The following is a 19955-nucleotide window of genomic DNA, read 5'->3' as shown; positions in this document are numbered from 1 at the left end:
ATGAGCGCACCAGTAGATGTCACCCAGGCCACCTTCAAGAGCGAGGTCATCGAGTCCGACACCCCGGTGCTCGTGGACTTCTGGGCAGAGTGCTGCGGCCCGTGCCGCAAACTCTCCCCGTTGCTCGATGAGATCGCGTCGGAGATGGCAGGCCAGGTTAAGGTAGCCAAGGTCAACGTGGACAACGAGCGCACCCTGGGCGCAATGTTCCAGGTCATGTCCATTCCGACCGTGCTGCTGTTCAAGGACGGCAAGCGCGTCGACGAGTTTGTGGGTCTGCGTCCGAAGTCGGAGATCGTCGCTAAGATCCAGGCGCAGCTCGACGCGTAAGCTGTTGTAGTTGGTTTTGTTTTTTCGACCGGGAAAGTTAGGTGCTTAGTGCAAGACTTGCTGCACGTTGGCGACTCCAGCACGCGGGTTGCCGAGGTTCGGTTGTCGCTGGCCCGCCTCGGTCTCCTCGACGGATACGAAGGCGAAATCGATAGCACGCGTCGCTTCACCGAAAGCGAGATGCTTTTCGACGACACCCTCGCCGAAGCCCTCAAAGCCTTCCAACAATCTCGCGGCATTTTGCCGTCTGGCTCCATCGACGACCTGACGCTCCGCGAGCTGCGCGAAGCCTCCTACACGTTGGGCGCGCGCGTGCTGAGCTACCAGCCGGGCCAGGAAATGGTCGGCGACGATGTGGGTCAGTTGCAGACGCAGCTTCACGAGCTCGGCTTTTACTCCAACCGCATCGACGGCCGCTTCGGCCCCGCGACCTACGAAGCGTTGATGAACTACCAGTTGAACTCCGGTTTGGAAGACGACGGTGTGTGCGGCCCCGACACGTTGCATGCATTGTCCCTGCTTGGCCGCCGCATCACCGGAGGTTCCGCCCAGGCGATCCGTGAGCGCGAAACCGTCCGCCAGGCCGGACCGAACCTCGCCGGTAAGCGCGTAGTCATCGACCCTGACCTCGGTGGTTCCGACAAGGGCCTGGTTGTGGAGGGCCCGTATGGTCCCATCACGGAGGAGGAGATCCTCTGGGACCTCGCCCAGCGCATCGAGGGCCGCATGGTCGCCACCGGCATGGAAACCATCCTGTCCCGCCCGCGCGGCGACAACCCGTCCAACAAGCACCGCGCCGACCTGGCCAACGGCTTCAACGCCGACCTGCTGATCTCACTGCGTCTGGATTCCTACCCAAACGAGAAGGCCAACGGCGTTGCCACCTTCTACTTCGGCTCCGAGCACGGCAGCTCCTCGATGACCGGCGAAACCCTGTCCGGTTACATCCAGCGCGAGATCGCTGCCCGCACTGACCTGCAGAATTGCCGCAACCACGCCCGCACCTGGGAGATGCTGCGGATGACCCGCATGCCGTCGGTGGAGCTCGTGGCCGGCTACCTCACCAACCCAGGCGACCTGGCCGTACTTACCGACCCCGCCCAGCGCGACGCCATCGCCGAAGCCGTCGTCGTCGCCGTGAAGCGCCTCTACCTGCTGGACCACGACACCCGCCCGACAGGCACCTACTCCTTCAAGGAGCTCCTGCGCGAAGAGCAGGCCTAACCGCCGGTTGTTGGGCGCCGCTGCGGCCCTCTCTGCCCGGCCCTTTCTGCCCAGCCCGCACGCCCAGGCTCTCGCGCCCGTTCTGGCCCCCTCGCCAAGCCGCCCAGCCTTCTCCTCCCAAGAAAGTTCCCCGTCTGGGAATCTTCTTGGCATTCCGGGCCCAAATAGTTCACTTCGCCCAGGTCGCGCCGTCGCGGGCCGAAAATAGTTCCCGGACCTAACGCGATCTGCCGATTTCCGTGGAACTTTTTTGGTGAGGGGAGCGGCAACGGCCTCGATCGCGACCTCTATCGCGGCAGCAGTCGCCCGTCGCCCGTCGCCCAATCACTGACACATTGCGGCAGAATCTGTCAGCCGCCGGTAAACGTGCAGGTCAGAAACGACCCTGACAAAGTCCGGCAGAATCTGTCAGAATCGGCTGCCGGTGGCGGGCACGGCAGGCAGCGTGGCAGGCCGACAGCGGGCATGCGGACACCGCGGGCGCACAGGCGACCCAAACCAACCGCCCAAACCAGCCGCCTAAAACCCCTAGTCGGTGCCTTGGATGAGCCCCATGATGCGCTCGAAGTCGTCCTTGTCGCCGAACTCGACGACGATCTTGCCCTTGCGCTTGCCCATGGTGACGGAGACTTTGGTGTCCCAGATGTCGGCAAGCGAGTCGGCGGCCTGGCTGAGGTACTCCGGCTGGGGGAGAGGTTGGCGCTTCGGCTTGTCGGGCACCTTGCCGCCTGCGTTGATCATGGATACGGCCTCTTCGGTGGCGCGTACGGACAGGCCTTCGGCGACGATGCGGTCGGCGAGTTGGGTCTGGGCGTCGGTGGTGTCGTCGCCAAGTTTGATGCCCAAAAGCGCACGGGCGTGGCCGGCGGACAGCACACCGGCGGCGACGCGGCGCTGCACCGGAACCGGCAGCTTGAGCAGGCGGATCGCGTTGGTGATCACGGGGCGGGAGCGGCCGAGCCGGTCGGCGAGTTGTTCTTGGGTGACGCCGAACTCGTCGAGAAGTTGCTGGTAGGCGGCAGCTTCTTCGAGTGGATTCAACTGCACGCGGTGGATGTTTTCCAGCAGTGCGTCGCGGAGCATGTCCTCGTCGGAGGTTTCGCGCACGATCGCCGGGATGTGCTTGAGGCCTGCCTTGGAGGAGGCGCGCCAACGGCGCTCGCCCATGATGAGTTCAAAGCCTTCGGGGGTGTCGCGGACGACGATGGGTTGGAGGAGGCCGAACTCGCGGATGGAGTGGACCAGTTCGGCGAGCTCATCCTCGTCGAAGACCTGGCGTGGCTGCTTCGGGTTCGGGATGATCTGGCCGATCGGGATTTCCTGGTATCGGGCGCCCACCGGCACCGGCTGCATGACGTTGTCCTGCTTCGCAGTAACGGTCGGCGCGCCCTTCACAGCCCGCGGCGCACCCTTCGGCGCCCCCTTAGGCGCTCCCTTCTTCGCAGCACCAGAACCAGCACCAGAGCCCTTGTCCTGCTTGCCGAAGATCACGTCGGAGGCGTTGCCGCCGATGCCGGGGGTTTTGCCGTTCTTGTCAATGTCTGCGGGTGCCGACGGGATCAGTGCTGCCAGTCCGCGGCCGAGGCCGCCTTTGCGTTCTGCCATGGTTTAGTCCTCCTCGGAAGTGCTGTCGAGTTGGGCGGAGACTTCCGGGCTCACGCCGATTGGGCCGGTGGTGGGGTGGGGTTGGTAGTCGCCGCGCAGTGCGAGTTCTTTGGCTGCGTCGAAGTAGGCGAGTGCGCCGCGGGAGCCGGGGTCGTAGTCGATGACGGTCTGGCCGTAGCCCGGCGCTTCGGAGACTTTCACGGAGCGGGGGATGACGTTGTTCAGTACGACTTGGCCGAATTGGCCGCGGACCTCGTCGGCGACGTCGGCGGCAAGCCGGGTGCGGGCGTCGTACATGGTCAGCAGGATCGCGGAGATGTGCAGGTTGTGGTTGAGGTGTTCGCGGATCATGCTGATGTTGCCCAGCAGTTGCCCCACGCCTTCGAGTGCGTAGTACTCGCATTGGATGGGGATGAGGACTTCGTCGACGGCGGTCATCGCGTTGATGGTCAGCAGCCCGAGGGATGGTGGGCAGTCGATGAACACGTAGTCGAAGCCATACTCGTCCAAAAAGCCGCGACGGATGGCGTCGTGGAGGCGGTATTCGCGGCGCACCATGGACACCAGCTCGATTTCCGCGCCGGCGAGGTCGATGGTGGCGGGGATGCAGAACAGGTTCTCGTTGTCTGCGTGCGCCTGCACGGCGTCGGCGGCGTCGGCCTCACCGATGAGTACTTCGTAGCTGGAGGTGGTGCCGGAGGTGTGCTCGGCGCCGAGCGCGGTGGAGGCGTTGCCCTGCGGATCCAGGTCGATCACCAGCACTTTCATGCCTTGGCGGCTCAGTGACGCCGCGAGGTTGACGCTGGTTGTGGTTTTGCCGACGCCGCCTTTTTGGTTGGCAACGGTGATCACGCGGGGTTGGTCGGGTCGCGGGAGCGTTTCGCTTCTCGACGACACCCTCGCCGCCCGCATCGCCTCCTCCATCAAAGGCGTGTCATCGTAGTGATCCACTTATTCCCCCTTCTTCTTGCGGGTGATGCGGATTAGGGTGGTTGGCTGTTCAAGCGTAGTCGCACCCACGGTGAGAATCTCGGGATCCTTACCGCCAGCCTTGGCGATGAGCTTGGCGTCGCGCTCCAGCTCCTCGGCGACGGATTCGCCCTTCATGGCGATCATGGCCCCACCGCCCTGCAGCAGCGGAAGCGACCAGCCGGCAAGTTTGCCCAAGGGTGCCACGGCGCGGGAGGTCACGGCGTCGAAGGATGCCTTCGGCTGCTCCTCGGCGCGGCCACGGATGACGGTGACGTTGTCCAGGCCGAGCTCCTCGGTGATCTCGCGCAGGTAGGTGGAGCGCTTCAGCAGCGGCTCGATGAGCGTGATCTTCAGGTCCGGCCTAGCGATCGCCAGCGGGATGCCGGGCAGCCCGGCGCCGGAGCCGATGTCCGCCACCTTCAGCCCCTCTTGGAAGGCCTCCGAGATCACCGCGCAGTTCAGGATGTGGCGCTCCCACAGGCGCGCGACTTCCTTGGGGCCAATAAAGCCACGCTCGGCGGCTGTGGTGGCCAGCGACTGGTGGTAGGCCTCGGCTAATGCGAGGCGATCTCCGAAAACTTGGGCTGCGGCTGCAGGGGACGTATCCGACATGCACAACACTGTAGTCGGCTCCACGACACGGCCCCACACCATATATATGGGCATGAAAAATGCCCCGGGTGGGGCCGGGGCGTCGTCGATAAGCAAATGCTTACTTGCCTTGCTTGCGCTGCTTCTTCGTGCGGCGATCCACCTTGCGGGCACCCGGGGCAGGCGCGGTGGTGCGCTTCATCTCCACCTTGCGGGCCTCCTCGGCAGCCTCCTCGGCGTCCATCTTGTTGTTCAGGAAACGGGTCTGGAAGAAGGTCCAGACGTTGTTGGTCAGCATGTAGAACAGCAGGCCGATGTGCCAGATGACACCGGTGGCCAGAATCATGATGGGGAAGAACCAGAGCATCATCTTGTTCATCATGCCCATCTGGGATTCCATCATCGCGGCCATCTCGCCCTGCGGCTTCGCGGTCTTGCCGGCAGCCTTGCGGGCGGCCTGGCGGTTGATCATGATGCGAGCGTTGAAGTGCGTAAACGCAGCACACAGCACGACCAGCGGGGCACAGACGGCGATGATGTTCGCACGCGTCAGGTCAGCGTTACCGAAGGCTGCGAACATCTCCTCCGGCATCGACATGTACGCCGACAGCGGCACACCGAGGAAGTCCGCGTCCAGGAAGGACTGCACGTCCGACGGCGGGAAGGCGTAGTTGGCGGTGTTGCGGTTCTGCTCAACCGTGAAACCAAGACCAACGCCGCCGTCACCGGTGCGGTTGAAGGAACGCAGCACGTGCAGCAGGCCAATAAAAATCGGCATCTGCACCAGCGGCACGATGCAGGATGCCAGCGGGTTGGTACCCATCTCGCGGTAGAGCTTCTGCGTCTCCTCCGCGATCTTCTGCTGGTCGCCCTTGTACTTCTCGCGGATTTCCTGCATCCGCGGTTGCATCTCCTGCATCTTGCGGGTGGACCGCATCTGGTTCACCATCGGCTTCAGCAGCAGCAGACGCACCGTGCATGTCAGCAGCACGATGGCGAGGATCCAGGAAATACCTGAATCCTTCGGAAGGATGAAGCCGAGAACCTCGTGCCAGAACTTCAGCACCCAGGAAATCGGCCAATAAATGAAATTCAGCACGTTTCGGTGTTACTCCTCACTCAATTCGATGCTGCCCGGGACAGGGTCGTAGCCCCCCGGGTGCCAGGGTCCGCACTTGCAGATCCGGGCCGCCGCCAGCATCCCACCACGTAGAGCGCCGTGCCGAGACACAGCTTCGAGCCCATACGCGCTGCATACCGGCAGAAAACGACAGGTCCCGCCCATTTTAAGGGGTGAGAGGTATTTTTGGTAGCCGCGAATCAGCCCGACCAGCGCTTTGGCGGCCGGTCCGCGGGCGGCGGGGATTTCGCCGCCGGCGAAGTTGTAGTACGCCATTAGCGGTTCATCGCTTTGGTAATGGCTCGCTCCATGTCGCGCGCGAGGTCGTCGCTGGTTGCGGTGGCAGACTTCGGCAGGGCGCGAATGACGACGTCGTAATTGCGCGGCAGCTTATCGACGACCCCACGTTGCACCACCACATGCCTCAACTTCCGCGACACCGCATGGCGGGTCACGGCGTTGCCGACCTGCTTAGACACCACAAGCCCGAAACGTGGGCCACCTGTGATGACCTCGTCCGGGCGTGGGTAGACATGGACCATTAATGTGCGAGACCCCGCGCGTACTCCCTGCTTCATCGCCGTTTTGAAGTCGGCGGATGAAGTGAGTTTGTGCGGGCGGGGTAGCACGATGGTTGCGTAAGACTACGCGGAAAGGTTCGCGCGGCCCTTCTTGCGGCGCGCGGAAACGATTGCGCGGCCGGCGCGGGTCTGCATACGAGCGCGGAAGCCGTGCTTGCGTGCGCGGCGACGGTTATTCGGCTGGAAAGTCCGCTTAGACACGGTGGACTCCTTGTGCGGTCATGAACGGCCGACGGCTCGTGAAAGCCTCCCGGGGTAGTGGCCGTTCCAAAGTTGAAACGAGTGCGTCGAGATTGCGGTTCGGCACCAGTGGATTGGTGCGCAGTCGCGTGCAGCGCCTTCGCCGGCTCGCCTTGGTAAGCGGCCCGGTGCCCGGCGGGGGCGGTGCTCTCGTGAAGCACGCCAGGGGTAACTGGCGTGAAGACGGGGTTAAGACTACGCGAGATTTGCGGCCGCGGCCAAATCAACACTCCGGGTTTCTTATCTCTCCCGAACGGGTGCCCCCGTAATTACAAGCTTGTGTTTTTTCGCAGGTCGGGCAACGAATCGCCGAAGTTTCCTGCGGAGCAGCTGTGAGTATGGGGACACATGTTCGACGACAGGAGTTGTCCACAGTTTGGTGAATGACAAAACGTTAGACACTGCGAGGTCGGGCGGGGTAACAATGTTTCAACACCACAATCACACAGGCTGTTCATCAACAGCCCTGTGGATAACTGTGAAGTAATGGTTGAGACTTTCGTAGTCTGACGGATATTTCCCCAGGCTACGGATAGTTTTTCAAATTCACACAGTTATCCACAGACAGAATCTCACTTGTGGACAACTCCCCAGTGCGAAGCTGTCCACACCTGTGGATAACATTGTGGATCGGCAGGTGAGAGCCAAGCCGATCATCCTCAGCGCCTGTGGAACAAGCGGTGAGTTTGGAATTACAGGAAATTGACAGACTGGAGCGGACCTTGGCGGATCAACACCTCGAGGATCTTTGGCGTGGCATCGTCGACGAACTCCTCCGACTCTCCGAGCAACCCTCGTCCTCGGTCCCCACACTCACCCCGCAGCAGCGCGCCTACCTGCGGCTCATGAAGCCAGTCGTACTTGTCGACGGCTACGCCCTCCTCTCCGCACCACACCAAGCCGCCAAAAACGTGGTCGAAGACTCCCTTTCCCCGCACATCACAGCGCTGCTGACCTCCCACACCGGACTGCCCTACAACCTGGCCGTTTCCGTCGCCGCACCCGAGCCCGAGCCTGAACCACAACCCGAACCCGAACCGGTGCAGCCGCCCACGCCGCCGGTCCAGCAGCACTCCTGGGGCCAATCCCAAACCGTGGCGGGGGAGTACGAAGCAGAACAACCCGCCGCCGGCGAACAAATCCCAATGGGCCTCGATGAGCTGGCGCGGATGCATGCCGCTCAGGTTGAGGGGCGTCGTCGAGAAGCAGCTGCTCATCCAACAGTGGACCGCCGCATCCCGCGCGAAAAGCCAGCTCACGACCCCGACCGCGAAGCCAGCCTCAACCCGAAATACACCTTTGAAAACTTCGTCATCGGCTCCTCAAACCGCTTCGCCAACGGCGCCGCCGTCGCCGTCGCCGAAAACCCCGCCAAGGCCTACAACCCCCTCTTCATCTGGGGCGGCTCCGGCCTCGGCAAGACCCACCTGCTGCACGCCGCCGGCAACTACGCGCGCGTCCTACAGCCAGGGCTGCGTATTAAATATGTGTCGTCCGAGGAATTCACCAACGACTACATCAACTCCGTGCGCGACGACCGCCAAGAATCCTTCAAGCGGCGCTACCGCAACCTGGACATTTTGATGGTCGACGACATCCAATTCCTCGAAGGCAAAGAAGGCACCCAGGAAGAGTTCTTCCACACCTTCAACGCGCTGCACCAGGCAAACAAGCAGATCATCCTGTCGTCCGACCGCCCGCCGAAGCAACTGACCACGCTGGAAGACCGCCTGCGGACCCGCTTCGAAGGCGGGCTGATCACCGACGTGCAGCCGCCAGACCTGGAAACCCGCATCGCGATTCTGATGAAGAAGGCTGCCGCCGACGGCACCCAAGTCGACCACGCCGTGCTCGAACTCATCGCGTCGCAGTTTGAGTCGTCGATCCGCGAACTCGAAGGCGCGTTAATCCGCGTCTCCGCCTACTCTTCGCTGATCAACGAGCCAATCACCATGGAAGTTGCGCAGGTAGCACTGCGCGACATTCTTCCCGACGAAGGCGACGTGAACATCAACGCCGCCACCATCAAAGAAGCCGCCGCGGAATACTTCGAAGTCACCATGGAGCAGCTCGTCGGCGCAGGTAAAACCCGTCAGGTAGCGCACGCCCGCCAGATCGCCATGTACCTCTGCCGCGAACTCACCGACCTGTCACTGCCCAAGATCGGTGACGAGTTCGGCGGCAAAGACCACACCACCGTCATGTACGCCGACCGCAAGATCCGCAAGGAAATGACAGAAAACCGTGGCACCTACGACGAGATCCAGGAGCTCACGCAACTGGTGAAGAACCGGGCCCGCGCGCGGTAGGCAGTTGAGTTAATAGGGGAGTCCACTCCGGTGGGCTCCCTTTTTTTGTGGTTGTCGCGCCTCCCGCACGGCGTTTCCTGACAAACTTCACAAAATTTGTCAGGGTTCATTTCTGACCAGCAGCGATGCCGACGGCTGACAGATTCTGGCGGAATGTGTCAGCCAGGGAGCCTCAACAACACACCAAAACCACGCCAAACCCCACCCAACCTAGATCTATCCACAGACCTATCCACACCTGTGTAATTACACCGTTGTAATTAGGCGATCTTGGTCACAAAAGGCCGCTGACCGGCTGGGGAGCGAAATGTGGACAAACCGTGGATAGCTCGGGACAAAATGTGTAATTCCAAAAGGCACAGAAATCTATCCACAGGCGAAGGTAGTTATCCACAAGTTATCCACACCCTGAATCACAAGACGGATCGCCGAGATGACCGGCGCAGATAAGGTGTAATCCACAGATTCCCCAGGACTTACTGTTGTTCCCATCTATTTACTTGTAATTCTTCTAAGAGAAAGAGACGGTGTGCAGAACTCGCCGGGGCTTCGTCGATAGGCGTCGAGAGGCAAAGAGCGAATGACAAAACTGGCACCCGGAAATGGCGTGTGTCGGGGTGCCCGCCTAGAGTGGTTGCGTAATTACATCCGGCCCCTACCCACGTGCAAGGAGTCTGCGCCGCCATGGTTGACATCAACGGTGACAACAACGTGTCGTTCCGCGTCGAACGGGACGACCTTTCTGACGCCGCGGCGTGGGTTGCACGCAGTTTGCCGACGAAGAACACGCAGCCGGTGCTTCGCGCGGTGGTGATCACTGCGGATGACAATGGTTTGGAATTCGCGGGCTTTGACTACGAGGTGTCCACGCGTGTGCGTATCGGCGCCGAGGTGTCTAACCCTGGTCGCGTCGCTGTAGCGGGCAAGCTCCTGGCGGACATCGTGGCGAACATGCCGAATAAGCCGGTTGAGGTGACCACGGATGGTCAGAAGCTGGTGCTGCAGGGTGCCGCAGCGCGCTTCGAGCTGCCGATTATGTCCTTGGATGATTACCCGCAGTTGCCTCACTTGCCGCAGGTCACGGGTCGCATTTCGCCGGCGTCGCTCACGGGTGCTGTCACGCAGGTCGCGGCGGCTGCGGGCCGTGATGATACGTTGCCGATGCTCACGGGTATCCATGTGGAGATCGACGGCGAGAATGTCACCCTTACCGCCACGGACCGTTTCCGTCTGGCGCAGCGTCACCTGACGTGGGAGCCGGCGAGCGCGAACGTGAAGGCGGATCTGCTGGTTCCGGCGAAGACGCTGTTGGATAACGCTCGTACGCTGGACACGAGTATCGACGAGCCGGTGGAGATCGCTGTCGGTTCCGAGGACAACATTGGCGGCGAGGGCCTGTTTGGCCTGCACACCGGAAACCGCGAAACCACGACTCGCATGTTGGATGCGGAGTTCCCGAAAGTGGAGCCGTTGTTGCCGAAGGAGCACACGTCGATCGCGTCGGTTGAGGTTGCGCCGCTGATGGAGTCGATCCGTCGTGTCAGCCTGGTCGCGGACCGCAACGCGCAGCTGCGTCTGCACTTCAAGGAAGGCCAGGTCACGCTGTTTTCCTCCGGTGCGGATTCCGGTGCGGCTGAGGAGACCATCGACGCCGCCTTCACCGGTGCCGACGAACTGCTCATCGCCTTCAACGCCGGCTACCTGCGCGAGGGCCTGTCGGTGATTGGCACGAACCGCGTGGTGTTCGGCTTCACGGAGCCGTCGCGTCCGGCGATCATGATCCCGGAGCCGGAGGAGCTGCCGGAGGCGGACGAGAACGGCACGTTCCCCACCCCGGATACGTACTTCACGTACCTGCTGATGCCGGTTCGCCTGCCGGGCTAGTCGCGGGCGACCTGTATGCACGTCCGCGAGCTTGATCTGCGTGATTTCCGCTCGTGGCCCGAGTTGAATCTCAAGCTCGAGCCGGGGGTGACGGTGATCGCCGGGCGCAACGGCCATGGCAAGACCAACATTGTGGAGGCTGTGCACTACACATCCACGTTGTCGAGCCACCGGGTATCTACGGATGCACCGCTCGTAGCCAGCAACAAACCGAACGCGCGCGTCTCGGTCACCACGGTCAACGACGGCCGCGAACTCACAACCCACCTGCTGATCAAGCCGCATGGGGCGAACCAGGCGCAGATCAACCGCACGAAGTTGAAGTCCGCCCGGGAGATCCTGGGCGTGTTGAGCACGGTGATGTTTTCGCCGGAGGATCTGCGGCTGATCAATGGTGAGCCGGCGGAGCGGCGTCGCTTCCTGGACGACCTGGCGGCGCTGCGCACGCCGCGTCTTGGCGGGGCCCGCGCGGATTATGAGCGGGTGCTGCGCCAACGAAACGCACTGCTCAAGCACTCAAACATGGCGCTTCGCAGGGGCTATGGTGACGACGACGGCGCCAGCGCCTTGAGCACCCTCGACGTGTGGGACGGCCAGCTTGCACATTTTGGGGCGCAGGTGGTGGCGGGGCGGCATGGGCTCGTCGATACGCTTGGGCCCCTGATCGCGGAGGCGTACCACTCGGTGGCGCCGGAATCGCGGCCGGCGTCGGTGGAATACCGCTCTACGCTGGACAAAGCTGTCACGGAGCTCGCCGGCGGGCCCTCGCGGGACCCTGCCGTGTTTGAGGCGGCGATGCTCACGGAGTTGGGGCGGCGCCGCAAGGAGGAGATCGACCGGGGCATCACGCTGGTCGGCCCGCACCGCGACGACCTGGCGCTCATGCTCGGCGACAACCCTGCGAAAGGTTACGCCTCGCACGGGGAGACCTGGTCGTATGCGTTGTCACTGCACCTGGCCGAATACCAATTGTTGTCCAGCGACGGCAAGGATCCGGTGCTGATTCTCGACGACGTCTTCGCCGAACTCGACGCCAAACGCCGCGAGCGCCTCGTTCACGTGGCCGAAGAGGCCGAGCAGGTCCTGATTACCGCTGCGGTTGGCGACGATCTGCCCGGCAACCTCGACGACGCCGTCACCGCCCGCTACGCCGTGACCATGGAGGATGGGGTGAGTTCGATTGAGCGATCTCATTAAAACCACCTTCGACAACCTGCGCGCCACCGCCCGCAAACGCGGCGGCCGCCTGCCGGACCTCTCCCGGCAGGGCACAAGTGTGATTCCAAGGCGCAACAAGCCAACGCTTATCGACGACCACCGCACCATCACGGTGCCGGGGTTGGACTTGCCGGAAGGGGGTCGTCGACAAGCAGATGTTCGGGGGATTCCCACCGGCCTGGACGGACGCGCGCTGCCGAGGAGTTACAAAGTCTCCTCCTTTGCCAACCTGCTGGGCAAAGAAGTGCGCAAACGCGACTGGACCGAAAAGATGGCGCATGGCTGGGTGATGGGGCACTGGGAGGACCTGGTCGGGGAGAAGATCGCACAGCACACGCACGTGGAGATGATCAAGGGCGACGAAGTGCACGTGAGTTGTGATTCCACCGCGTGGGCGACCCAGATGAAGTACATGCAGCGCGAAGTGCTGCGCGCCATCGCCGAGAAAGTCGGGCCGGACGTGGTGACCAAACTGCACATTTACGGACCGAAGACGAAAAGTTGGCGCTACGGCCCGCTGCACGTCAAAGGCCGCGGCCCGCGGGATACGTATGGGTAGGGATTACGGTGGTATTGTTTCCCCCGAAAGCCCCGGAGCGATCCCTGCATCAGCACATCACCGGGGTTACTGATTTGAATGTCAATACCCTCACGCAGTTAGAGCTTGCGTTGGGGAAAAGTGTCGCTTATTGTTTTCCATGTAAGCCCCGCAGATTGAGCCAGTAACGGCGAAGGTTCTGAGTTTTCAGGACGCTCGGGGCATTTGAAATTTCTGGGGGTGGAAATGAATTTCAGCGATCTGAATATGAATCTCATCGCTTCTTCGCCGAGAATGTCAACGTTTCGGGATTATGTTTTAACGCCAGGAAAGAATGGACAGGAAGCGCCAGTTGATCGCTTACCAAGGGCGGAACAACACCTCGAACTTTCTGAAAGAATTAACCGGGCTGCAAGTCGACTGTATTTCTGGGACTCACAAATCGCGGGGTCTTTTTGGCCCGCAGTGGCGCTGGTGGAGGTTCTCGTCCGCAACGCTATGAACGACGAACTGTGCGACTACTTCGATATAGACCACGAAGACGGTTGGCATACGTTAGTGATGAATGGAGAAGACTCCATATCGTCTTCCGAAGAAGGGAATCAGCTCAAGAGCAAGTACATCCTTCTGACGCGAAAAGACTACCGTGCATTTGAACAGAAACTGAGTGAGATTAAACGGAAGCGTCCCAGTTCTGCTATTTCGGGGGACTATTTTGTAGGAAAAGTTTCTCTAGGAATGTGGCTTAGCTTGTTGAATAACGGAGACTCGGGTCCAGGGCGCGGCTATCTCAACTACGAACAGACGCTATGGGAGCCGTGTTTGGTTGAGGCTTTTCCGAACTATCAAGGCAAGCGTTCCCAGCTGAGGAACGAATTAAACCAGTTTGCCAAGTTACGGAACCGGATCGCTCATCATGAACATCTTCTCGGACGGCACAACTTTAATAGTGATGCGGATAACCTCGTTAGTATCGCGAGCTATATCGACGAGGACGTTGCGGAGGTTATCCGACAAAACAACCGCTTTCGTTCTGTGATCGCCCAGCAACAAGATTTCCTTGACGGATTGACTGTCCTTTAAAACCCGAAAACGTGAAATTGGGGCGTGAAACGCCCGCTCGCGGGTTGGACGGGTGCCCGTTATGTCCCCCTCGGCGTGTAAGATGAAACGAGTTCAACGGGCCTATGGCTCATATTTCACGCATGGAGGAGCGTCCCGCAGTGGCTGAACAGCAACCCCATTACGACGCGTCGTCGATTACTATCCTCGAGGGCCTCGAGGCGGTGCGTAAGCGCCCAGGCATGTACATCGGTTCCACCGGTGTGCGCGGTCTGCACCACTTGGTGTGGGAGGTCGTGGACAACTCTGTCGACGAGGCGATGGCGGGCTACGCCGACCAGGTCGATGTGACGTTGTTGGAAGACGGCGGCGTTCAGGTCGTCGATAATGGTCGCGGTATTCCGGTGGAGATGCACCCGTCTGGTGCACCGACGGTGCAGGTTGTCATGACGCAGCTGCACGCCGGCGGTAAGTTCGACTCGGATTCCTACGCGGTGTCTGGTGGTTTGCACGGTGTTGGTATTTCCGTGGTGAACGCGCTGTCGACTCGTGTTGAGGCGGACATTAAGCGCGACGGCAAGCACTGGCTGCAGAACTTCAAGATGGCTGTGCCGGACAAGCTGGAGGAGGGCGGCAACGCCCGCGGTACCGGTACGACGATTCGGTTCTGGCCGGACCCGGAGATTTTTGAGACGGTCGAGTTCAACTACGACACCATCGCACGCCGCCTACAGGAAATGGCGTTCCTGAACAAGGGCCTGACGATCACGCTGACGGACCAGCGCGTCACTGACGAGGAACTCGAGCTCGAGGCGATCGCCGAAGAGGGCGACACTGCGGCGCTTATCGACGGCGACTCGTTCGACGACAACACCGAAACCGTCGACGCGTCCGAGGTGGATAAGGACGGCGACGGCAACCCGGTTGAGGCTGGCGATGAGGTTGCGCCGGACGTCAAGAAGAAGCGCGAGAAGAAGGTTGTCTACCACTACCCAGACGGCCTGATTGACTACGTCAACTACCTGAACAAGTCGAAGACCGCCATCCACCCGACCATCGTCGGTTTCGACCAGAAGGGTGACGGCCTCGAGGCTGAGGTGGCGATGCAGTGGAACAGCTCGTTTAAGGAGTCTGTCCACACCTTTGCCAACACCATCAACACGCATGAGGGCGGTACGCACGAGGAAGGTTTCCGTGCCGCGCTGACCACGTTGATGAACCGCTACGCCCGCGAGCACAAGCTGCTCAAGGACAAGGAGCCGAATCTTACTGGCGACGACTGCCGTGAAGGCCTCGCCGCTGTCGTCTCCGTACGCGTGGCTGACCCGCAGTTCGAGGGCCAGACGAAGACGAAGCTGGGCAACACTGAGGTCAAGGGCTTTGTCCAGCGCGCCATCAACGAGAACCTGTCCGACTGGTTCGACGCGAACCCGGCTGAGGCGAAGGTCATCGTGAACAAGGCGGTGGCGTCCTCGCAGGCTCGTCAGGCGGCGCGTAAGGCGCGTGACCTGGTTCGTCGTAAGTCTGCGACGGACCTGGGTGGCCTGCCGGGCAAGCTGGCGGACTGCCGTTCGAAGGACCCTGCAAAGTCCGAACTGTTCATCGTGGAGGGTGACTCCGCAGGCGGTTCCGCAAAGGGCGGCCGCGACTCCAAGTACCAGGCGATCCTGCCGCTGCGAGGCAAGATCCTGAACGTGGAGAAGGCCCGCATGGACCGCGTGCTCAAGAACGCCGAGGTCCAGGCCATCATCACCGCCCTGGGCACGGGTATCCACGAAGAGTTCGACATTGCGAAACTGCGCTACCACAAGATCGTGCTCATGGCCGATGCTGACGTGGACGGCCAGCACATCGCCACCCTGCTGCTGACCTTGCTATTCCGCTTCATGCCGGAACTGGTGGAGAACGGCCACGTGTACCTGGCTAACCCGCCGTTGTACAAGCTCAAGTGGGGCAAGGGCGAGCCGGGCTACGCCTTCTCCGACCGCGAGCGCGACGAGCTGCTGGCGGAGGGCCTGGAGGCCGGCCGCAAGATCAACACCGATGACGGCATCCAGCGTTACAAGGGCCTGGGCGAGATGAACGCCAAGGAGCTGTGGGAGACCACCCTGGACCCGGAGACCCGCATCCTGCGCCGCGTGGAGCTCGAGGACGCGCAGCGCGCCGACGAGTTGTTCTCCATCCTGATGGGCGACGACGTCGCGGCACGCCGCAGCTTCATCACCCGCCGCGCGAAGGACGTCCGCTTCCTCGACGTCTAGGTTGTAGGCGCGTACAGCAACGCCCGGCACTTCCCTTGGTGGAGGTGACGGGGCGTTGGCGGTTGTGGGGTGCTGCGGGTGCTTTGCGCTACGCGTACTTTTCGACGACACGCCCCAGGTCCGGCAACGCCGGACTCACAATCTTCTTCGCCTTGCCGCGCAGCGTGGAGTAGACCTTCTTCAGCGCGCTGGGCATGGATTCGATGGCGGTATCGCCAGCCTTGAGGACGGAATCGATCACGGAGTCCTCGTTCGCGGCGAGGAACCCACCGAAGTCCTGCTGGCCGCTTGCCTTGAAGGCGTTCCAGTGCGGGTTCAGCGACTCGACGAGGTCCGGCAGGAACTTGTTCAGCCCCTTGCTCACGGCGTCTGCATCAGCCTTCTTACCTGCAGCGATGGCGGACTTGAGGGCCATGCCGGTCAGGCCGGACTGGTTGGCCACGGTGGTTTCCGTCAGTTGGGTCAGGTCCTCGACGAGCTTGGAACGGGTGGAGGCGTCGAGAAGCTTGGATAGATCACTCATAGTGGGCAGTGTACTTGCCGTACGACACGATTCGTGTTTGCAGGAAAACAAGCAGCTGTCAGGGAGCGGGGATATAGTCTTCAGTATCTTCGGCACTAATTGACAGGAAACGTTATGCCTGATTTTAAAGACATCGCTTCTCGGCTTCCTGAGATCGCAGGTATGGTCATCGCGATTCTGACGGTTCTCGGACTCATCGGCGGATTGTCATCGGGGGAGTTAAGTTCAGAAAACCCAGGGCAGCAGAACATTACGCAACCGGACAGGGAGAGGCCCAACCCTGCGCCGCAGCCTCGGCCTTCGCAGCAGCCGCAGAAGCCTGCACCGCGTGTAACCGCTGGTATGCGCAACACCGAGGTGTACCGCCAGTCCCAGGGCTTCGAACGGCTTGTCAATCTGGGCAAGGTGGCGCCGGGCGCCAAATATACGGTGTTTGACCAGGCGGGTCGTCCTAAAGGCGAATGCAGTTTTGGGTGGATGCTGCGCCAGCAGAACACTAACCGTGTGTTCAACCTGACCGCCGGTCACTGCGGTGTGACAGGGGACCGTGCGTTTGTGATGCTTCCCAATAACCAGCTCATGTATGCGGGTCGGTTTATCTCTTCGACCGGCATGCCGAATCGGATTGGGGTCGATGCTGATTTCGCAGTCATTTTCCTTGATAACCCCAATGTGCAGATTGACCCGACCGTTCCAGGTGTTGGCCGTGTGCAGGGTGTTGCTGGTTTGCCGGCAATCGATAGGACTGAGCCGAAGCTTTGCCGTCTAGGTTGGCGCAGCGGCTTGTCGTGTGGCTACTACATCGATACTCCAAGTCCGCTGGTGTTCCGGTTCCGGAACATTTCGGACCACGGCGATTCCGGCGGCCCAGTGTGGGTTGAGGGGCCGAATGGCCGCTACGCCGCAGGTGTCCTGTCCTTCGGACCGAAGGTGAATGCTACCCAAATCGGTGCTGCCGCAATCGGCCCTGTGCTTGAGTACCTGAGTCAGTACAACTTCTATTACTGGGGCTAGAACCGGAGGTAAACGACAAGACCGCGTCCAGGACTGGACGCGGTCTTTTTGGTTGCAGTTCTTCCTCCGCAGCCCCATAAGTCACTGCAACCACAACAGTTCACAACCGTAACATACGCGGTTGCGGGGCGTTACTTAAACGACGGAGGATTTTTCTGGAATTGGTCAATCGCCTGCGTGACCTGGGACGTAATGAACTGTGCCGGGAAGATTCGGTTGCTCTCGGAGGAGCCCACGACGTGGGTGAGGTTGAACTGCTTGGCTACGTCGTCGACAGCTTGGCGCACTGGCGGCACGAAATCGACGATGGCCTGGATGGCAACCAGCGTGGTCACCAACGCGATGGTCAACGAGATCGGAGCCGAGCCGGTGTAGGAGCCCTCAAGCGGGCGCTTTTCTGGCACGTCGAGGTCCTTGTCGTAGTCCGGACGGTAGTTCGGCTTGGAGGAACCACCGGAGCTCGTGGTGGAGAGCTGCGTGACGGCGGGTTCGGCGTGAGCTGGTGCGACCGTGGTGACGACGGCAGCGGCCACGGCAATCGCAGTGGCGGTGGTGGCGATTTTCTTCATGGCAGACATGTTAAGCGCTCGGGATCGTTAGAAGGGCAATGAACCCATCTGTGTCACTGCGAACCCTGCGGCGCCGAGCAGGGCCAGGACGCCGAGCACGATGGCGATGATGCCGCCGGTGCTGGACCCCTCCTTGTCCGTACCGCCAGGAGTCGGTGCAGGCGCAGGCGCGGGTGCCGGATTGGCGGTGGACGGCGTCCCCGGCTTCGGCGCAGGCGCAGGCGCAGGAGCGGGCGAACCAGGACCAGGCGCATCAGAAGGCTGCGTTGCGGTCGTGGTGTTGCTGCGGATGGCGATTGGCAGGCGGGCCGTGTTTTGCGAGCCGTCCTTGTAGGTCACCACCACATTCGCCGCAATTTGCGCAACGTCCGCGTTCTTACCTGCTGTGATGGTGATGGCACCCGTGGAGGTGTCGGCCGTAAACGTGAGGTCACGGACGACCAAGTTAGTGATGCTCACTACGGCGCCGTCCGGCCAGTTGTTTGGCTTCACGGTCACGCTTTCCCCGGGAAGGAGTCTTGCGGTGGGGTAGCGCACGGTGGTCACGGATGCCTGTTCCACCTCGGGTTTGGTGAAGGTGAAGTTGGTCTCAAGGTACGTGCGCGACCCGTCGGGGAAGCGAGCGGTTACCGGCATGGTCACGGTGGTGCCGGCCCTGGTGCGCTGCGGCGGGGTCAGGTTGATTTCGCCGGTGTGGCGGTCGATCTTCACCTGCCAGCCGGCCGGGGGCGTTTGGTTGATCTCAAACGTGGTGCCTTTGGGGAAGTCGCCGACCGGTTTGGCTGTGGCGATTTCCGTGGTGGTGGCGCTCGCGGCGGGGTATTTCACGGTGAAGGTTTCGGAGTTCCACTTGCCGTCTTCGGTGACGGTGAAGGTCGCCCATCCGATGCCGACGAGGTTGTCCGGGGTGGTGACCTCGACTGGGATTTGGAAGGTCCAGGGTGCTGTCAGTGGGCGCTTTGGCTTGACGACGACAACCCCGCTGGCCTCGTCAACATCGACATCAATAAAGCGGAAGATGCTCGGGTTGAGATCGGGTCGTGCCTTGAAGGTGGTGCCTTCGGGCAGGGCGTCCGCCAACGCGGTGGAGGCTTGCTCGCTGCCGCTCATTGTCTTGTCGTGCCACTTCGGGGTGAAGGCGTTGTCGTAGATGTTGTTGAAGAAGTCCTCGATAGACGCACCGCTGCCAAGGGACTCGCTGGACTTCTTGGAGTAGGTGTAGATATCTGCACGCACGTTGCGGAACGAGCCGTCGGGGTACATCACCTTCACGCTGGCTGCGCTCTTGGAGCCTGGCTTGACCGGATCGAGCTGCGTGACAGACAGATCGCCGTTGGCGGCTGCGGTGACCTTGAAATGGTCGGGAGCGGTGACTTCGAATCGGGTGCCTTCGGGGAAGTCACCCTGCAGTTGCGCTACGGAGAGCACCGAATCGGAGCTGTCTTCGACGGTGAACGCTGGGTAGTACGACAGGGGATACTTCTTTGCCATCTCGCCGATGGTGTCGACGACGTGGATCATGATGGGGAAACTGCGTGCGCGCACGCCGTCGCTGCCGGTGATCATGAACTGGGTGCGCTGGTTCGGGATCACGTCTTCGGCGACGTGCATGGTGACCACGCCGGTGCGTGGGTTGGTGCTGAACCGGTAGCCCAGGTAGTCGTCGGAACCCTCGAAGCGCACGTTGCTGGGGATGGAGCCCTGCGGGGCGATCTCCACGGTACCGCCGGGCGTAACCTGCTTGACCGGCCACGTGAGTCCGGACAGGAAGGCTTGAGAGGTGGCGGCGGTTGCGGGGGAGTGGGGCAGGGCAACACCGCCGCCCAACAACGCGGCGGTGGTGGCGACCGCAATTGCGGTGCGACTGAACTTCATGGCTGCCTCCAATAAGTTATAAGAACTTTTCGACTATAC

The 19955-nt window shown here is 61.5% G+C and carries 19 protein-coding genes; 9 read left to right on the top strand and 10 right to left on the bottom strand.

The features are described from left to right. Complete coding sequence (gene trxA / locus HMPREF2690_RS02170; protein ID WP_070820046.1) at positions 1-330, top strand: thioredoxin; 330 nt, start codon at positions 1-3, stop codon at positions 328-330. Positions 331-378: 48 nt separating this feature from the next. Continuing rightward, positions 379-1554: an N-acetylmuramoyl-L-alanine amidase gene (locus HMPREF2690_RS02165; protein WP_070820045.1), complete on the top strand. Its 1176-nt coding sequence runs from the start codon at positions 379-381 to the stop codon at positions 1552-1554. Between the two features lie 528 nt (positions 1555-2082). On the opposite strand, the gene HMPREF2690_RS02160 is transcribed toward HMPREF2690_RS02165, so the two are convergent. The 7 genes from HMPREF2690_RS02160 to rpmH are packed head-to-tail and all read right to left on the bottom strand — an operon-like array spanning position 2083 to position 6624. Beyond that, entirely contained in the window at positions 2083-3159 is a 1077-nt protein-coding gene (locus HMPREF2690_RS02160) for a ParB/RepB/Spo0J family partition protein (RefSeq protein ID WP_070820044.1), read from the bottom strand. Positions 3160-3162: 3 nt separating this feature from the next. Further along, positions 3163-4083: a ParA family protein gene (locus HMPREF2690_RS02155; RefSeq protein ID WP_141761175.1), complete on the bottom strand. Its 921-nt coding sequence runs from the start codon at positions 4081-4083 to the stop codon at positions 3163-3165. A gap of 27 nt (positions 4084-4110) precedes the next feature. After that, positions 4111-4839: a 16S rRNA (guanine(527)-N(7))-methyltransferase RsmG gene (gene rsmG, locus HMPREF2690_RS02150; protein WP_371326003.1), complete on the bottom strand. Its 729-nt coding sequence runs from the start codon at positions 4837-4839 to the stop codon at positions 4111-4113. A 4-nt stretch (positions 4840-4843) separates the two neighbouring features. Beyond that, positions 4844-5821 carry a membrane protein insertase YidC gene (yidC, locus tag HMPREF2690_RS02145; RefSeq protein WP_070483320.1) on the bottom strand — a complete coding sequence of 326 codons (978 nt, stop codon included), beginning with the start codon at positions 5819-5821 and terminating at the stop codon, positions 4844-4846. Between the two features lie 9 nt (positions 5822-5830). Further along, a complete protein-coding gene (yidD, locus tag HMPREF2690_RS02140) occupies positions 5831-6118 on the bottom strand; it encodes a membrane protein insertion efficiency factor YidD (RefSeq protein ID WP_070421910.1) in 288 nt (95 codons plus the stop codon). Beyond that, positions 6118-6471, bottom strand: a complete 354-nt coding sequence (rnpA, locus tag HMPREF2690_RS02135) for a ribonuclease P protein component (RefSeq protein ID WP_070568233.1) — start codon at positions 6469-6471, stop codon at positions 6118-6120. The genes yidD and rnpA overlap by 1 nt, the downstream gene beginning before the upstream one ends. A gap of 15 nt (positions 6472-6486) precedes the next feature. Further along, positions 6487-6624 carry a 50S ribosomal protein L34 gene (rpmH, locus tag HMPREF2690_RS02130; RefSeq protein WP_070421912.1) on the bottom strand — a complete coding sequence of 46 codons (138 nt, stop codon included), beginning with the start codon at positions 6622-6624 and terminating at the stop codon, positions 6487-6489. Between the two features lie 761 nt (positions 6625-7385). Between rpmH and dnaA the strand changes: the two genes are divergently transcribed. The 6 genes from dnaA to gyrB all read left to right on the top strand — a co-directional run bounded on the left by dnaA (position 7386) and on the right by gyrB (position 15935). Beyond that, positions 7386-8972, top strand: coding sequence for a chromosomal replication initiator protein DnaA (gene dnaA / locus HMPREF2690_RS02125; RefSeq protein ID WP_070613775.1), 1587 nt, complete (start codon positions 7386-7388; stop codon positions 8970-8972). A gap of 684 nt (positions 8973-9656) precedes the next feature. Beyond that, positions 9657-10856, top strand: coding sequence for a DNA polymerase III subunit beta (gene dnaN, locus HMPREF2690_RS02120; RefSeq protein ID WP_070820042.1), 1200 nt, complete (start codon positions 9657-9659; stop codon positions 10854-10856). 15 nt (positions 10857-10871) lie between these two features. Next, the gene (gene recF, locus HMPREF2690_RS02115) at positions 10872-12053 is read left to right on the top strand and encodes a DNA replication/repair protein RecF (protein ID WP_070820041.1); all 1182 of its coding nucleotides are present in this window, start codon (positions 10872-10874) and stop codon (positions 12051-12053) included. Beyond that, positions 12037-12633, top strand: coding sequence for a DciA family protein (locus HMPREF2690_RS02110; protein WP_070613778.1), 597 nt, complete (start codon positions 12037-12039; stop codon positions 12631-12633). The genes recF and HMPREF2690_RS02110 overlap by 17 nt, the downstream gene beginning before the upstream one ends. A gap of 225 nt (positions 12634-12858) precedes the next feature. After that, the gene (locus tag HMPREF2690_RS02105; RefSeq protein WP_141739320.1) at positions 12859-13695 is read left to right on the top strand and encodes an Abi family protein; all 837 of its coding nucleotides are present in this window, start codon (positions 12859-12861) and stop codon (positions 13693-13695) included. A 104-nt stretch (positions 13696-13799) separates the two neighbouring features. After that, the gene (gene gyrB, locus HMPREF2690_RS02100; protein WP_371326002.1) at positions 13800-15935 is read left to right on the top strand and encodes a DNA topoisomerase (ATP-hydrolyzing) subunit B; all 2136 of its coding nucleotides are present in this window, start codon (positions 13800-13802) and stop codon (positions 15933-15935) included. An 88-nt stretch (positions 15936-16023) separates the two neighbouring features. Here gyrB and HMPREF2690_RS02095 read toward each other — a convergent pair whose 3' ends face one another. Beyond that, a complete protein-coding gene (locus tag HMPREF2690_RS02095; protein WP_070421918.1) occupies positions 16024-16458 on the bottom strand; it encodes a DUF6918 family protein in 435 nt (144 codons plus the stop codon). 114 nt (positions 16459-16572) lie between these two features. On the opposite strand from HMPREF2690_RS02095, the gene HMPREF2690_RS02090 reads away from it, so the two are divergent. Further along, on the top strand, positions 16573-17472 hold the full coding sequence (locus HMPREF2690_RS02090; RefSeq protein WP_141750596.1) for a chymotrypsin family serine protease: 900 nt from the start codon (positions 16573-16575) through the stop codon (positions 17470-17472). Between the two features lie 131 nt (positions 17473-17603). On the opposite strand, the gene HMPREF2690_RS02085 is transcribed toward HMPREF2690_RS02090, so the two are convergent. Both HMPREF2690_RS02085 and HMPREF2690_RS02080 read right to left on the bottom strand, forming a co-directional pair. Further along, positions 17604-18041, bottom strand: a complete 438-nt coding sequence (locus HMPREF2690_RS02085) for a hypothetical protein (protein ID WP_141761173.1) — start codon at positions 18039-18041, stop codon at positions 17604-17606. A 27-nt stretch (positions 18042-18068) separates the two neighbouring features. Then, complete coding sequence (locus HMPREF2690_RS02080) at positions 18069-19916, bottom strand: Rib/alpha-like domain-containing protein (RefSeq protein WP_070820039.1); 1848 nt, start codon at positions 19914-19916, stop codon at positions 18069-18071. Positions 19917-19955 lie beyond the last annotated feature (39 nt).

Source organism: Corynebacterium sp. HMSC034E11, assembly GCF_001835905.1.
Classification (GTDB): Bacteria; Actinomycetota; Actinomycetes; order Mycobacteriales; family Mycobacteriaceae; genus Corynebacterium; species Corynebacterium coyleae.
Note: the sequence above shows the minus strand (reverse complement) of the source record. Positions and strands in the feature narration are given on the sequence as shown.

What these genes read in the sequence shown, in the direction of transcription:
- HMPREF2690_RS02105 (WP_141739320.1), top strand. Translation starts at nt 12,859, where the DNA reads ATGAATTTCAGCGATCTGAATATGAATCTCATCGCTTCTTCGCCGAGA.
- HMPREF2690_RS02085 (WP_141761173.1), bottom strand. Translation starts at nt 18,041, where the DNA reads ATGAAGAAAATCGCCACCACCGCCACTGCGATTGCCGTGGCCGCTGCC.
- recF (WP_070820041.1), top strand. Translation starts at nt 10,872, where the DNA reads ATGCACGTCCGCGAGCTTGATCTGCGTGATTTCCGCTCGTGGCCCGAG.
- dnaN (WP_070820042.1), top strand. Translation starts at nt 9,657, where the DNA reads ATGGTTGACATCAACGGTGACAACAACGTGTCGTTCCGCGTCGAACGG.
- trxA (WP_070820046.1), top strand. Translation starts at nt 1, where the DNA reads ATGAGCGCACCAGTAGATGTCACCCAGGCCACCTTCAAGAGCGAGGTC.
- HMPREF2690_RS02080 (WP_070820039.1), bottom strand. Translation starts at nt 19,916, where the DNA reads ATGAAGTTCAGTCGCACCGCAATTGCGGTCGCCACCACCGCCGCGTTG.
- HMPREF2690_RS02160 (WP_070820044.1), bottom strand. Translation starts at nt 3,159, where the DNA reads ATGGCAGAACGCAAAGGCGGCCTCGGCCGCGGACTGGCAGCACTGATC.
- HMPREF2690_RS02155 (WP_141761175.1), bottom strand. Translation starts at nt 4,083, where the DNA reads ATGGAGGAGGCGATGCGGGCGGCGAGGGTGTCGTCGAGAAGCGAAACG.
- HMPREF2690_RS02090 (WP_141750596.1), top strand. Translation starts at nt 16,573, where the DNA reads ATGCCTGATTTTAAAGACATCGCTTCTCGGCTTCCTGAGATCGCAGGT.
- yidD (WP_070421910.1), bottom strand. Translation starts at nt 6,118, where the DNA reads ATGGCGTACTACAACTTCGCCGGCGGCGAAATCCCCGCCGCCCGCGGA.
- gyrB (WP_371326002.1), top strand. Translation starts at nt 13,800, where the DNA reads ATGGCTCATATTTCACGCATGGAGGAGCGTCCCGCAGTGGCTGAACAG.
- HMPREF2690_RS02095 (WP_070421918.1), bottom strand. Translation starts at nt 16,458, where the DNA reads ATGAGTGATCTATCCAAGCTTCTCGACGCCTCCACCCGTTCCAAGCTC.